Annotated in this window: 13 protein-coding genes; 5 read left to right on the plus strand and 8 right to left on the minus strand. The window is 65.6% G+C overall.

Going from position 1 to position 13,010, the window contains the following annotated elements; all coding sequences use genetic code 11:
• Nucleotides 1-99: 99 nt before the first annotated feature.
• Nucleotides 100-249 (plus strand): hypothetical protein, encoded by a 150-nt coding sequence (locus ACMUOY_RS02485; RefSeq protein ID WP_413890744.1) that lies wholly within the window; start codon nucleotides 100-102, stop codon nucleotides 247-249.
• Nucleotides 246-1,061, plus strand: a complete 816-nt coding sequence (locus tag ACMUOY_RS02490) for a MipA/OmpV family protein (protein WP_413890746.1) — start codon at nucleotides 246-248, stop codon at nucleotides 1,059-1,061. Before ACMUOY_RS02485 ends, ACMUOY_RS02490 begins: the two co-directional genes overlap by 4 nt.
• Here ACMUOY_RS02490 and ACMUOY_RS02495 read toward each other — a convergent pair.
• Nucleotides 1,049-2,587, minus strand: a complete 1,539-nt coding sequence (locus ACMUOY_RS02495) for a wax ester/triacylglycerol synthase family O-acyltransferase (protein WP_413890748.1) — start codon at nucleotides 2,585-2,587, stop codon at nucleotides 1,049-1,051. The genes ACMUOY_RS02490 and ACMUOY_RS02495 overlap by 13 nt on opposite strands.
• A gap of 209 nt (nucleotides 2,588-2,796) precedes the next feature.
• On the opposite strand from ACMUOY_RS02495, the gene ACMUOY_RS02500 reads away from it, so the two are divergent.
• Nucleotides 2,797-4,197, plus strand: a complete 1,401-nt coding sequence (locus tag ACMUOY_RS02500) for an NYN domain-containing protein (RefSeq protein WP_413890750.1) — start codon at nucleotides 2,797-2,799, stop codon at nucleotides 4,195-4,197.
• 44 nt (nucleotides 4,198-4,241) lie between these two features.
• Here ACMUOY_RS02500 and ACMUOY_RS02505 read toward each other — a convergent pair whose 3' ends face one another.
• From ACMUOY_RS02505 to ACMUOY_RS02535, 7 genes are all read right to left on the minus strand, one after another.
• Complete coding sequence (locus ACMUOY_RS02505) at nucleotides 4,242-5,327, minus strand: sodium:calcium antiporter (RefSeq protein ID WP_413890752.1); 1,086 nt, start codon at nucleotides 5,325-5,327, stop codon at nucleotides 4,242-4,244.
• A 163-nt stretch (nucleotides 5,328-5,490) separates the two neighbouring features.
• Nucleotides 5,491-5,952 carry a hypothetical protein gene (locus tag ACMUOY_RS02510; RefSeq protein ID WP_413890754.1) on the minus strand — a complete coding sequence of 154 codons (462 nt, stop codon included), beginning with the start codon at nucleotides 5,950-5,952 and terminating at the stop codon, nucleotides 5,491-5,493.
• A 139-nt stretch (nucleotides 5,953-6,091) separates the two neighbouring features.
• A complete protein-coding gene (locus tag ACMUOY_RS02515; protein WP_413890756.1) occupies nucleotides 6,092-6,472 on the minus strand; it encodes a hypothetical protein in 381 nt (126 codons plus the stop codon).
• A 412-nt stretch (nucleotides 6,473-6,884) separates the two neighbouring features.
• Nucleotides 6,885-7,181 (minus strand): hypothetical protein, encoded by a 297-nt coding sequence (locus ACMUOY_RS02520; RefSeq protein ID WP_413890758.1) that lies wholly within the window; start codon nucleotides 7,179-7,181, stop codon nucleotides 6,885-6,887.
• A gap of 33 nt (nucleotides 7,182-7,214) precedes the next feature.
• Nucleotides 7,215-7,415 carry a hypothetical protein gene (locus tag ACMUOY_RS02525; protein WP_413890760.1) on the minus strand — a complete coding sequence of 67 codons (201 nt, stop codon included), beginning with the start codon at nucleotides 7,413-7,415 and terminating at the stop codon, nucleotides 7,215-7,217.
• A 51-nt stretch (nucleotides 7,416-7,466) separates the two neighbouring features.
• Nucleotides 7,467-8,513, minus strand: coding sequence for a dienelactone hydrolase family protein (locus ACMUOY_RS02530; protein ID WP_413890762.1), 1,047 nt, complete (start codon nucleotides 8,511-8,513; stop codon nucleotides 7,467-7,469).
• Nucleotides 8,514-8,720: 207 nt separating this feature from the next.
• Complete coding sequence (locus ACMUOY_RS02535; protein WP_413890764.1) at nucleotides 8,721-9,932, minus strand: MFS transporter; 1,212 nt, start codon at nucleotides 9,930-9,932, stop codon at nucleotides 8,721-8,723.
• 308 nt (nucleotides 9,933-10,240) lie between these two features.
• Between ACMUOY_RS02535 and gltS the strand changes: the two genes are divergently transcribed.
• Nucleotides 10,241-11,443 (plus strand): sodium/glutamate symporter, encoded by a 1,203-nt coding sequence (gene gltS, locus ACMUOY_RS02540; protein ID WP_413890766.1) that lies wholly within the window; start codon nucleotides 10,241-10,243, stop codon nucleotides 11,441-11,443.
• Between the two features lie 40 nt (nucleotides 11,444-11,483).
• On the plus strand, nucleotides 11,484-12,956 hold the full coding sequence (locus tag ACMUOY_RS02545; RefSeq protein ID WP_413890768.1) for a DASS family sodium-coupled anion symporter: 1,473 nt from the start codon (nucleotides 11,484-11,486) through the stop codon (nucleotides 12,954-12,956).
• Nucleotides 12,957-13,010: the final 54 nt, after the last annotated feature.

A 13,010-nucleotide genomic window follows, 5' to 3' on the forward strand; every position in this document is an offset into this window, starting at 1 on the left:
CCAAAGTCCTCCTCCACCGCAGGACAAAGGGTTCGGAATAACTTCCATTTTGATAGCTAATTGCGACCAATTGGCGCTGGGCAAATGCAGAAACGGACCATGAACCAGGCCGTAGCCGCCTTCCGAATGAAAAAAGGCACCGTCGTGGGCGCTGCTCAGCTTCGCAATTGGCCGTTTATGATCGCCATCGCGCCTGACGCCTCCGCCGCGGGGTGCGTTCCCCTTTCCATCACCGAGCCACCAAGATGAAACCAGCGTTTGCCCCCCGCCGTCTGCTCCCGTCCGCCGCCCTGCTCGCCTGTCTGGCTGCTGCGACACCCGCCGCCTTCGGGCAGGCCTTCGATGTGGTGCGCAATTTCGGCGCCGCGCCCGGTGAAGATGGCCGCTGGGTCGGCATCGCCTTCGTGGCCGGACGGGCCTACCAGGGCTCGGAGGAAGCCCGCAACCTGCTGTTGCCGCAGCTGGAATACCAATGGGCCAATGGCTGGTTTGCCGGCACCTCCAACGGCATCGGCTACAACTTCTCGAAAGACCAGGCCATCGACTATGGCCTGCGTGCCACGCTGGATTTCGGTCGCAGCGAGAGCCGCTCGCCCGCACTGGCGGGCATGGGCGACGTCAACCTGCGAGGCGAGTTGGGCGCGTTCTTCAACTACTCGTTCAGCCGCGAACTCGTGGCCACGTCATCGCTTCGCTATGGCGCCGGCAACTCCAGCAACGGGGCCTTGCTGAACCTGGGCGCGACCTACTCGACCGCCGTTGCCCCCAACTGGCGCATGGGTGCTGGTGTCTCGGGCACCTGGGCGAACCAGGCCTACATGGAGTCCTACTTCGGTGTGACCGAAGCCCAATCAACCACCAGCGGCTACGCTCCGTACACCCCCTCGGCGGGCCTGCGAGACCTGCGTGCCAGCCTCTCGGCCACCTACCTGATGAGCCCGCGCATGGTGATCACCGCGGCCGTGAGCTACGACATGCTGCAAGGCAGCGCCAAGGACAGCCCGCTGTCCCTGCAGCCCAACGTCTTCTCAGGTGTCGTCGCGCTGACCTACGGCTTCTGAGCGCCGACGCGCCGTGTGCGGCCGCTCGCTGCCCGCACCGATGCGGTCCCGGACTGCGCGCGTGTTGTGGCTTTCACGGCCTTTTTGACACTGTCCACCTTCGGTGGTGGCGCTGGCTTGCGCGGCGTCGCCGCCGGAGTGCGCCCCACCAGTTCGTCCAGCGCCGCCAGAAGGGCCGCCGTCAGCTCGCGCGCGTCGGGCACAGCGCTGCGTGCCGTCGTGAAGCCGAATCCCATTGCGCCCGCATAACTCATCACCGTGAGGTTCAGCCCCACGCCGTGCTCCGGGATGGACAGCGGCCAGTAAGTGGCCATGCGCGCACCGCTCGCGTACAGCGGCACTTGCGGCCCCGGCACGTTGGAGATCACCACATTGGCCACCGGCGGCATCGCCCCGGCCAGCCCCGAGCGGCCGTAGAGGGAGGCCAGCCCGTGCAGCACCCAAGGCACGCCGATGGACGGAAAGTCGGTCGGGATGACGCCCTTGGCCCGTTGGGCCATCGCCTTCACGGCACCGGCTGCGTCGCGGATCGCCAGCAGGCGCTTGACCGGATCAGCGATGTGGGTGTTCAGGTTGACCAGGCTCAGCGTGGCCTGCGTGGTGTATTCGGTGTTGCCCGCCGCGCGCAGCGATATCGGCATCGAGGCGATCAGCGGCCTTTTCGGAATGCCTCCATGTGCCGCCAGGTAGCGCCGCAGCGCGCCGCTGCACAGCGCCATGACCACGTCGTTGAGCTTGGCCTCGTGGGCAACCGCCAGTTGCTTGAGGGTGGCCATCGGAATGGAGACGGCAGCAAAGCCCCGTTCCCCGGTGATCGGCCCGTTCAGCGGCGTCTTCGGGCCAAACGAGAAGTTCTGGCCCAGTCGGCCCTTGGCTTGCGCCGGTGCCCGGGAGCCGAACATTCCGGTCAGCGCCTTCACCACGTCGGGCAGGTGGCGCACCAGCTTGATGTACTGGCCCACATCGTGCCGCAAAGCGGCTGCGGCCAGCTCACCCATGCCGGGATGCTCGGCGTGCAGCGGCGCACCCTTTTCGATCACTCGGGGCTGGGGCGTGACGTCGAACAGCGCCTGCGCCAGCATCACGCCGGCCTGGCCGTCCAGCACCGCATGGTGGACCTTGACGTAGTAGCCCACCAGCCCCGACTGCAGCCCGTCGATGATGTAGAGCCGCCACAGCGGCTGGCTGCGGTCCAGCAGCTCGGAGTGCAGCGCGCCGACACAGTCCTCCAGCTGCGCCTGAGTGCCGGGCGCGGGTAGCTTCAGGTGTTGCAGGTGGTAGCCGAGATCGACCCGCGCCTGCGTGATCCAGGCCGGGTTGGCAAACTGCAGCGGCATCGCCGCCAGCTTGCGGGTGAACACCGGCACCAGGCTCAGGCGCTTGCGGATCTCCCGCTTCACATCCGCGAAGAAGTTGCCCTTGTAGCCAGCCGGAAGCTCGAACAGGCTCAGGGAGCCAACGTGCATCGGCGTCTCGGGGGTCTCCAGGTGCAGAAAGGCACCGTCGACGCCACTCAGGGTTTTCATGATGGGTCTCCTCTGTTCCGGTCCGGATGCCGCGCCCGCGGCGCAGCACCATGCCCCGCCAGTGTGCGCCGCCGCACCGCCGGCGAACCCCGGTTGCGTCAAGATTTGTGCAGATTGCCCGACAACCCCCGGCCCGGGGTGCCGCCCGGCGGCGCTGCAGCCGCCGCGCACGTGGGATGATCCAGCTTTAAGCCCCAACGGAAACCGACATGGCCTCATCTCCCGACACCCTCAGCATGGCGCTCTTCTGCGACTTCGAGAACGTCGCCCTCGGCGTGCGCGACGCCAAGTACGAAAAGTTCGACATCAAGCCCGTGCTGGAGCGCCTGCTGCTCAAGGGCAGCATCGTCGTCAAGAAGGCCTACTGTGACTGGGACCGCTACAAGGCCTTCAAGGCCACCATGCACGAGGCCAACTTCGAACTGATCGAAATTCCGCATGTGCGCCAGTCCGGCAAGAACTCGGCCGACATCCGCCTGGTGGTGGACGCGCTGGACCTGTGCTACACCAAGAGCCACGTCAACACTTTCGTCATCATCAGCGGCGACTCGGACTTCTCGCCGCTGGTCTCCAAGCTGCGTGAGAACGCCAAACAGGTGATCGGCGTGGGCGTGAAGAATTCCACCAGCGACCTGCTGATCGCCAACTGCGACGAATTCATCTTCTACGACGACCTGGTGCGGGAGAAGCAGCGCGCCACCGCCCGGCGCCAGCCTGCCGACGAGCAGCCCGCGCCACGCCGCGCGCCCGAGGAAGAGCGCGCCCGCCGCGAAGACCAGGAGCGCCGCCGCCTGGCGGGCGTGGAAATTGCCGTGGAAACCTTCGAGGCGCTGGTGGCGGAGCGCGGCGACAGCGGCAAGATCTGGGCCTCGGTGCTGAAGGAAGCCATCAAGCGCCGCAACCCCGGCTTCAGCGAGGGCGCCTACGGGTTCCGCAGCTTCGGCAACCTGCTGGAGGAAGCCCAGGCCCTGCGCCTGCTGGCGTTCGGGCGCGACGAAAAGTCCGGCGCCTATGTATTCCGCCACAGCGGTCCGAACAGCCCTACGGCTGGCACAAGCCCGAGCCAGCCCCCAGCCGCGCCCCCGCGCGCCGAGGGGCCGGCGGAACGCCCGCCCTCGCGCTACTTCCAGCAGGAACCCGCCGCAGCCACGCCAGCGCCCGCCAGCACCACCGATCCTGTACCGGACGGCGGCGAACGGGATGATAGGACCGAGCGAGGAGATCGCGGCGAGCGCGGCCGCCGAGGCCGCCGGCGCGATGCGACGCCTGCGGACATTGCGGCTGCGGCCATGAATGACGACGCCAACGCGGCTGCCGACGCCACCGACTCGCCTGCCGCACCGGAGCCGGACGCGGGCGCGCAGCAGGAGCCCCCAACGAACCAAGGCGAACCGCGCCGCCGCAGCCGGGGCGGCCGCAAATCGGCTGGGCGGGCGGCAGCGCCGGACGACGCGTCCTTGAATGCAGATCCCTTCGCGCCGTCGCAAACGGTTGCAGCAGAGCCGCAAGCCGCGGCGGCGGAGAGCGGAGCAGCGACCGAACCCCTCGGCAAACCAGTTGCCCGTCTGCGCCGTCCGCGCAAGGCGGCATCCAAGCCTGAAAACAGCTGAGTCCGACAGTCCAGCCGACCACGCTGTCGGAAGAACGAATGCGCTTACCGCTGCCGGACTGGAGCCGGACGGCGGATCACCATCGCCACCAGCGTCACCAACGTCAGGGGCACGACGAAGCCCAGCATCAGGCCTGAGAAGGCTGGCAGCGCGTCGTGTTGCTGAGCGGCCAGGATCAGGTAAGCCACGTAGGCCCCGTAGTAGCCGAGAAAGACACCGCCCTCCCACCGTGCAATCTCGCGCCCGGTCATGAAAACCGGCAGGCAGGCCAGCGCGACCGCCAGCATGACCCAGACGTCGAAGGCCAGCAACGACGGCGCAATGACCAGGCCCAGGTCGCCCGATACCAGCCCTGACAGTCCGAGGCAGCCCAGGATGTTGAACGTGTTGCTGCCGACCACGTTGCCGACCGCGATGTCGCGTTCGCCCTTGATGGCTGCGGTGATGCTGGTGGCCACCTCGGGCATGCTGGTGCCGGCGGCCACGATGGTCAGACCGATAACGAGGTCGCTCACGCCCAAGGCCTTGGCGAAACTGACCGAGGCCCGGACCAGGTAGTCCGAGCCGAACACCAGCGCTGCCAGGCCGACGGCGATCAGACCGACCTGTACCACCCAGTGACTGTCCCAGGCGCCGGCCTGCGCAGGCTGGACGGACTCGGCGAACTCGTCCTTGGCGGCCTGGGTCTCGCGGCGCGACTGCACAACGAGGAAAACGGTGTAGGCCGCGAGCAGCGCAAACAGCGAGCCACCTTCGAGGAACGAAAGCTTGCCGTCCAACGTGAAGGCCAGCAGCATCAGGCTCGCACCCAACATGATCGGCACCTCCTGCCGAATCAATTGAATGTTGACCACCAGCGGGGCGATCAAGGCGCTGATGCCCAGAATGAACAGCACATTGAAGATGTTGCTGCCCACCACGTTGCCGATGGCGATGTCGGTCTTGCCGTCGAGTACGGCACCGACGCTCACCGCGACCTCAGGTGCGCTGGTGCCGAAAGCGACGATGGTCAGTCCCACGACGAGCGGGCTGATGCCGAATGACAAAGCCAGCTTGGACGCGCCGCGCACCAGCACGTTGGCGCCCAGGACCAACAGGATCAGGCCACCTAGAAACAGGAGCATGTTCATGATCGGGCACTATAGCTGCTAATATCTGCCCTGCGCAGACCGGCCCGCCCATGGGACCGTTCAGGGGTCAGCCTCTTCGCCGCGCCGGTGCGCCCCGACTAGGTCGAAAGTTCCGCGTAGCGTGCAGCCAACGCATCGCGTCAGCGGGACAAGCGCCTTCCATCTATGCGGCCAACAGCGGACGCGGCTTGACCCTGGAACCGCCACCGCGGCGGCGCCACATTGCAGCCAGCAGGTTCAACCCCACCCCCAGAAGGACCAGCAGCGCGCCGCCGAGGCCCCAGATCACCCAGGTCACCACGGTCAGGCCACCGGCCAACGCCGGCACAGCCTGAAGCAGCCACTCGGCAAAAGGCGCGAGGCTCGACAGCAGCGAAGTCATCGCCTGGACGATCTCCGGCGGAACCCAGGGGGACAACCACTGCGGCAGGCGAAGTCCTTCGACGCCCCATGCGGAGCCGGTCAACACCCCGGCATTCGAGAGCGCCCATACGGCGACCGCATGCACCGCCCAGGCCACCAGAGACCAAAATGCCAACAGGCCGAATACCCCAAACCAGATGAGTCCGTAGAGCATGATCGTTTCCTTATCGTTGAGCCGCAGCAGCCGATAGTGTGAAGCCATTTTGCTCTATAAAAAGTAGAATAAAACTGCTTCATATTTCTGTTTTTCCGATGTTAAATTCGTGTGCTGACCGGCCGGCACGGGCCCTGCCTTTGAGCGCTTGCAGGTCGCTCCTCGCATCGCAGCGCCTCAGGGGCGCCTAGCTTTCACACATGTAAGACCATTTCGTACGAAGCCCGTCTGCGCTGAGTCCGAAGTCCTCGATGTAGGCCGATTCATCAACCTCGTTGCCGTTTTCGTCATAGGCCCGGTCGACGCCACCCGTCAGGTCCTTGCCGTCCTGATCGAAGATCGGCACCCTGCCGAACACGTCGAAAGGGCCTTCCACGGTGGTTCCGACCGGGGCGTTGATCCAACCCCTAACCAGGACAAAGCCTGCTGGCGTGGAGATGGAGACGCACTTGCGGTTGACCGCTGAAATCGTGCCTTTTGCGGCATGCGCCGGGCCGAGGGGCATCAGTCCGGCCAGTGCAGCGAATGCGCAAAGAGCAGCCAGCTTCGGGTTGCTACGGGTCTTCATGAGCAGAGTGTAGCGGGGACAAATCATTCCTGAATTCATAGCAGCTAACTGGCATTCCGCAATGGGAACCTGCCAAGAAAGCGTCGAACTGCCGAAACAAGGCCCGCGCGACCGTTGGCATAGCGTCTTCGCTCCGTATCCACCCACTTTTCGGCGACGGCCAGATCCAACCGTCAAGGGTAGGTTGCGGTCTTTATGTTTGTTTGTCCATCATTTGTGCGGCGGCAGCCAACACTTGGGCCAAACCAAAGTGTGCCTGGAGTCCGCCATCTGCCGTCATTCAAAGCCAAATGCTTGCGGGTGGCCCGACCAATACGCCGGAATATCCGTCCGTCCCCCGCGAAGGTTCCCAAGCACCTGTTTCTGTCCGATCCGGGCACCGCCAGGAGCAGTCAGGCCATTTAAGGCTGAATCAGTCTTTGGCCTTGAGTAGACAAAAGTCGCGCGGCGCATTCTGGCTTCGCGTGAGCGAACGTTCCTTTAGTAAATCCAGGATGGACCTGTCGCCGAGCAGCATGGACAACAGCATCGCGGAGAAGCAGGCCTCTTCCAAGGGCAGCAACTTCGTCGACGTCTCATCGGATCCTGCATGGCAAATCGCCTCAGCGGTCGCCGCGGCGCACACCTGGCTGGCGGCATACAGTCGCCGCACGCGAGGAAACAGGTGAAGGCCACGCACGCCGGCCGCGGTGCTGATCACGACATGCATGCCAGCTAGGTCAGAACCGGCCAGCGCGGAAGGCTAGTTGCCAAAATGAAAACCAGGGACCGGGTCGCCCCTGTCCAAAGCCCCAACAGTCACCACGCGATCGAATCTCGCGCAAATGCCTTGTGCCGCCGTGGGCACCTCGACCAGATAGATCGCCAAAGCCCCTTGCGCCAGCGCCACCGCCTCGGTGGACTGGTGGTCGGGCCGGTTCAGAGACCGTCTGGAAAATTCCATGATCCATCGATCAGGAAGTGCGGGTCAATCCGGCACCCGTTCACGCCCTGCTCACGCCTTGAAAGACTTCTTCAGGAAATCAAGCACCGCCTTGGCGGCCGCCTCGCGGGCCTTGCGGTCGCCCTCCATGGTCGCACCCTTGTCAGCGCACAACTCCCGGTTGATGGCCTGCAGCTTCTCTGCTGCCAGCGCCTCGCCGTTGCGTCGGTCACGCATCTTCAGTTCGACGATGTCGAATTCCAGCGGGCACCCCTCCTTGTTTTTCGTGCTCGACGGAAGGCTGATTCGCCGGCCGTTGTCCACGTCGAACTTGTGCCGCGCGCCGGCCAGCACCACAAATTCGGTCGGTGTGCCGGCCTCTGCAATCCGTCGCGCATAGCTTTGGCAGTCGCTCATGTACGCATAGTCATCGGCGTCACCGTGAACAAACAGCATGGGTTCCGGGCTGAAGACGCCTGCCTTGGGCGTCACCGCCACCGCGCCGGTGCAGCCGCCGCTGTAAAGCGCCACATGCGCAGCAAACCGCAATCCGGCTGGCGCGGCACCGTTGATGATGCGCACCACCCCGCTGCGAACAGCCGTGATGCCGCCGCGAGAGAAGCCCATCACCGCGATGCGTTTGGGGTCGATGCGCGGATGGCTGGCCAGCAGGCCCAGGGCCGCGAAGGCATCCGCGGTGTCTGCCGCAAACGGCACGAGACTCTGGTCGTCAGCCGTCGACTTGACGCCGCGCGGGCCGAAGACATCGATCACGAACGCTGCGATGCCCTGTTCATTCAGCAGCCGGGCCCAGAAGCTGATCTGCTCCGGGTAAATGCCGCCAGATCCATGCACCAGAACCACCGCCGGCAACTTCACGTCGGCCGGAAGGTTGGCCGGCAGGACAAGTTCGCCCTGCGCGGTCGCGGCAGGCCGCGGCCGGTTGCGCTGCAGCAGATCCATGACGGTTGCCGGCGTGCTCGACGCATAGCTGTAGACCCCGTTGCCCGGGGCAGCACTGAAATCCGTCACCGGTGTGACCGTCTGGGCGAGAGCGGTCGCACCGACGAGGAGTGCGCCGACCCCCACGGTCAGGATTCGAATCAGGCAGGACTTCATGGTCAGGTTCCTTCCGCGCAGACATCGCATCCGTCAAATCGATGCGCCCCCATTGTGCGCGTCGCCGATCGAACTGACCACCCCACTCAAGCCGATGCGCAAGCCGACCTTGGCGAACGAGGGCGACCGGGCTGGACCCAGGGCAAGGACACGTTGGCGCATCGAACAGATCGGCGCGTCCAGCCACTTCGACGGGACAGACGCGGTTCACACCATGCGGTCGCGCCGCGCCAGCGCGGGAAACAGCCGCAGCCACAGCGTGGCAACCAGCACCGTCCCCACGCCACCCATCACCACCGAGCCCACCGGGCCGAACAGCGCGGCCGTGGCACCGGACTCGAACTCGCCGAGCTGGTTGGACGCGCCAATGAAGATCGAATTGACCGCGGCCACGCGCCCGCGCATGGCGTCCGGCGTCTCCAGCTGCACCAGCGTCTGGCGCGTCACCACGCTGATGTTGTCCGCTGCGCCGGTGACCGCCAGCGCCAGCAGAGACAGAAAGAAATGCTCCGATACGCCGAACACCACGGTGGCCAGGCCAAATCCCGCGACAGCGGCCAGCAGCTTGTGTCCGACATGGCGCTGCAGTGGCCAGCGCGCCAGCACCAGCGACATGGCGAGCGCGCCCACGGCGGGCGCGGCGCGCAAGAGGCCCAGGCCCTGCGGCCCGGTGTGCAGGATGTCGCGGGCATAGATCGGCAGCAGCGCCGTGGCGCCGCCGAGCAGCACCGCAAACAAGTCCAGCGAGGTGGCGCCCAGCAGCAGCTTGTGGCGCCAGACAAACTCCACGCCCGCCAGCACGGTGCGCCAGGTGGCTGAATCGGTGGCCGGCTGGTGGCGATAGTGCACGGCCAGCGCCAGCGCGCAAGACAGCACCAGCAACCCGGCACAGGTCAGGTACACGGTGGAGGCGCCCTGGGTGTAGAGCAGCCCGCCCAACGCAGGGCCGCCGATGACCGCGACCTGTACACCGCTGGAGCTGACCGCCACGGCACGCGCCAGCAGGGCCTGGGGCACCAGCAGGGGCGTGAGCGCCTGCTGCGCGGGCATCTGGAGGGCACGGGCCAAGCCCAGCACGATCGAAATGCCAAAAATCAGCCCGCGCGTGGCGAATCCCCCCTGTGTGGCCGCCACCAGCAGCAGGGCCAGCGCCGCCTGAACCGCCATGCAGGCAGCAAAGATGCGGCCGCGGTGCAATCGGTCCGCCAGGTGCCCAGCCGGCAAGGTCATCAACAGGGCGGGCAGAAACTGGAACAGGCCGACCAGCCCCAGGTCCCAGGCGCTGCCGGTGATGTCGTAGAGGTGCCAGGACACGGCCACCAGCAGCATCTGGTTCGCCGCGATCCCACCCAGCCGGGCCAGCCAGAAGCGCATGAAAGAGCGGATCTCCAGCAGCTGGTTCAGCGAGGCGTCGGGCATTGGCGCACTGTAGCAGTGCACCCGGGCCTGCACGCCCTTCCACCTGCGCAGTGCCGACCGAGTTCAACTGTTTGATTCAGATCACACAAGCCGCTGGTGGGGGCCGTGATGAACCCAGTCGCACGACGGGGCTCGCTCCAATAAATATAGCTACAAATGACCATTCGGCAACGGGATGATGCCAACGAGTTATTGAATTCAAGACTGTGGACGCCTTCAGAGAGTTCCTGAAGCGTTTCACGGGCAGGTGTGCGCCGCGCACGGGATGCGGCGTATATTTCTGTCAACACCGGTGAGGGCCTGTATCCATGTTGATTGAACTCGATGTTTTTGGCACATTAACCGCGGCTTCCCTGGTGCTGCTGGCCGGTCGCAAGCTGGTGGCCAGCTGGGGGGTGCTCAACACCTACAGCATCCCCGAGCCGGTGGTCGGCGGTCTGGTTGTCGCCCTGCTGATGTGGCTGCTGCACAGCACAGCCGGTGTCCAGGTGAATTTCGACAAGACGCTCGGCCCGCCGCTGATGCTGGCTTTTTTCGCCTGCATCGGCCTGAACGCCGACCTGCCCAGCCTGCTGCGCGGCGGCCGCCCTCTGGTGGTGTTTCTGGCGGTGGTTCTGGGCTTTCTCGTGCTCCAGAACCTGACCGGCGTGGGACTTGCCGTACTGCTGGGCCAGTCGCCGCTGGTCGGCCTGCTGGCCGGGTCGATCTCGCTGTCGGGCGGACATGGCACCGGGGCCGCCTGGGGCGCGGTGTTCGTGGAGCGTTACCACCTGGCGGGCGCCAAAGAGATCGCCATCGCCTCGGCCACGTTCGGACTGGTGCTCGGCGGCGTGATCGGCGGGCCGGTGGCGCGCCACCTGCTGGCCAAGGTGCGCAAGACGCCCGGCGCGGCTGGCTCACATCAGGAACCCACCCTTTTCGAGCATCCGGCGGAGGTGCGCCTGATCACGGCGCCCGCGTTGATAGAGACCTTGGCGCTGATCTCGGTCTGCCTGCTGGCAGGCCAGCACATCGCGCGCGCACTGGCCGGCACGTTCCTGGAGCTGCCCGCCTTCGTCTGCGTGCTGTTCGTGGGCGTGGTGCTGCGCAACGGCCTGGCCGCCGCCGGCAAGTACACCGTGTTCGAGCGTGCCGTCTCGGTGCTGGGCAACGTCTCGCTGGCGCTGTTCCTGGCGCTGGCGCTGATGTCGATGCGACTATGGGAGCTTTCCAGCCTGGCGCTGCCGATGCTGGGCCTGCTGCTGGGCCAGACGGTGCTGATGGCGGCCTATGCCATCTTCGTCACCTTCCCGGTCATGGGTCGCAACTACGACGCTGCGGTCATCGCCGCCGGCCACTGCGGGTTCGGACTCGGTGCCACGCCGACGGCCATTGCCAACATGCAGGCGGTGACCGACCGCTTCGGCAACTCGCCGCTGGCCTTCCTGGTCGTGCCGATGGTCGGCGCCTTTTTCATCGACCTAGCCAATGCGCTGGTGATCAAGCTGTTCCTGCTGCTGCCGCTGCATTGACCCCGACGCACCCGTTCTTCCGCTCCTGTCAGGAAACATCATGAACAAGCTCACGTTCCCCAAGCCGCTTCCAACCGCCATCTCCGTTGGCCTGGCACTGCTGATCTGGTTCGTGATCCCGGTGCCGGAGAAGGTCACGCCCGAGGCCTGGCACCTGCTGGCGCTGTTCACCGGCACCATCGCCGCCATCATCGGCAAGGCCTTGCCGATCGGCGCCGTTTCGGTGATCGCGATTGCGCTCGTGGCCATCACCGAGGTCACCCGCCCCGGCAAGCCCGAAGGAGCCATCGCCGATGCGCTCAGCGGCTTTGCCAACCCGCTGATCTGGCTGATCGCCATTGCGGTCATGATCGCCGTCGCTCTGACCAAGACCGGGCTGGGCACACGGATCGGCTATCACTTCATCGCGATGTTCGGCAAGAAGTCGGTGGGCGTGGCCTATGGGCTGGTGCTGTCGGAGCTGGTGATTGCGCCGGTCACGCCCAGCAACACAGCGCGCGGCGGCGCCATCATCCACCCGATCATGCGATCCATCGCGGACGGATTCGGCTCCAGCCCGGAACTGGGCACCCAAAAGAAGATCGGCCGCTACCTGGCACTGGTCAACTACAACACCAATCCGATCACCTCGGCCATGTTCATCACGGCCACCGCGCCGAATCCGCTGATCGTGGACCTGATCGCCAAGGCCACCAATTCTTCCATCCAGATCACGTGGGCCCAATGGGCGCTGGCCGCCCTGCTACCGGGGCTGTGCATGCTGCTGTTGATGCCCCTGGTGCTGTACCTGTTCTTTCCGCCCGAGATCAAGAACACGCCGGACGCCAAGGGCATGGCGCTGGATGCTCTGCAGAAGCTGGGGCCCATGAAGGCCGCCGAGTACGTCACGCTCGGTGTGTTGGCGCTGATGCTGCTGATGTGGGCCGGTGTACCAGCGCTGCTGCTGGGCCCGGAGATGGACCTGAACGCCACCACCACCGCGATGATCGGCCTGTCGCTGCTGATCCTCACCGGCGTGCTGGAGTGGGAGGACATCCTGAAGGCCAAGAGCGCCTGGGACACGCTGGTCTGGTTCGCGGCGCTGGTGATGATGGCCACCTTCCTGGGCAAACTGGGCCTGATCGCCTGGTTCTCGCAATCGATCCAGACCGGTATCACGGGCTTGGGACTGGGCTGGGTGGGTGCGACGGTGATTCTGGTGGGCATCTATTTCTATTCGCACTACTTCTTTGCCAGCACCACGGCCCACATCACCGCGATGTTCGGCGCCTTCTTCGCCGCCGGCGTGGCGCTGGGCGCGCCGCCGATGCTGCTGGCGCTGTTGCTGGCGTTCTCGTCCTCGCTGATGATGTCTCTGACCCACTACGGCACCGGCACCGCGCCCATCATCTTCGGCTCCGGCTACACCACGCTGAACGAATGGTGGGCCGCCGGCGCCATCCTGAGCGTGGTCAACCTGTTGGTGCTGGTGCTGGTGGGCAGCGTCTGGTGGAAGCTGCTGGGCTACATCTGAAATCCCAGTCGGCGCCCCGGCGCCGCAGGTGACAGCCGGGCGTCCGCGCGCGCG

This window comes from Candidatus Skiveiella danica, from assembly GCF_022705245.1.
In the GTDB taxonomy this organism is placed as follows: Bacteria; Pseudomonadota; Gammaproteobacteria; order Burkholderiales; family Burkholderiaceae_C; genus Skiveiella; species Skiveiella danica.

Excerpts from the sequence above, each read along its gene's own strand:
- ACMUOY_RS02485 (WP_413890744.1), top strand. The coding sequence starts at position 100 with ATGAACCAGGCCGTAGCCGCCTTCCGAATGAAAAAAGGCACCGTCGTG.
- ACMUOY_RS02490 (WP_413890746.1), top strand. The coding sequence starts at position 246 with ATGAAACCAGCGTTTGCCCCCCGCCGTCTGCTCCCGTCCGCCGCCCTG.
- ACMUOY_RS02495 (WP_413890748.1), bottom strand. The coding sequence starts at position 2,587 with ATGAAAACCCTGAGTGGCGTCGACGGTGCCTTTCTGCACCTGGAGACC.
- ACMUOY_RS02500 (WP_413890750.1), top strand. The coding sequence starts at position 2,797 with ATGGCCTCATCTCCCGACACCCTCAGCATGGCGCTCTTCTGCGACTTC.
- ACMUOY_RS02505 (WP_413890752.1), bottom strand. The coding sequence starts at position 5,327 with ATGAACATGCTCCTGTTTCTAGGTGGCCTGATCCTGTTGGTCCTGGGC.
- ACMUOY_RS02510 (WP_413890754.1), bottom strand. The coding sequence starts at position 5,952 with ATGGCTTCACACTATCGGCTGCTGCGGCTCAACGATAAGGAAACGATC.
- ACMUOY_RS02515 (WP_413890756.1), bottom strand. The coding sequence starts at position 6,472 with ATGAAGACCCGTAGCAACCCGAAGCTGGCTGCTCTTTGCGCATTCGCT.
- ACMUOY_RS02520 (WP_413890758.1), bottom strand. The coding sequence starts at position 7,181 with ATGCATGTCGTGATCAGCACCGCGGCCGGCGTGCGTGGCCTTCACCTG.
- ACMUOY_RS02525 (WP_413890760.1), bottom strand. The coding sequence starts at position 7,415 with ATGGAATTTTCCAGACGGTCTCTGAACCGGCCCGACCACCAGTCCACC.
- ACMUOY_RS02530 (WP_413890762.1), bottom strand. The coding sequence starts at position 8,513 with ATGAAGTCCTGCCTGATTCGAATCCTGACCGTGGGGGTCGGCGCACTC.
- ACMUOY_RS02535 (WP_413890764.1), bottom strand. The coding sequence starts at position 9,932 with ATGCCCGACGCCTCGCTGAACCAGCTGCTGGAGATCCGCTCTTTCATG.
- gltS (WP_413890766.1), top strand. The coding sequence starts at position 10,241 with ATGTTGATTGAACTCGATGTTTTTGGCACATTAACCGCGGCTTCCCTG.
- ACMUOY_RS02545 (WP_413890768.1), top strand. The coding sequence starts at position 11,484 with ATGAACAAGCTCACGTTCCCCAAGCCGCTTCCAACCGCCATCTCCGTT.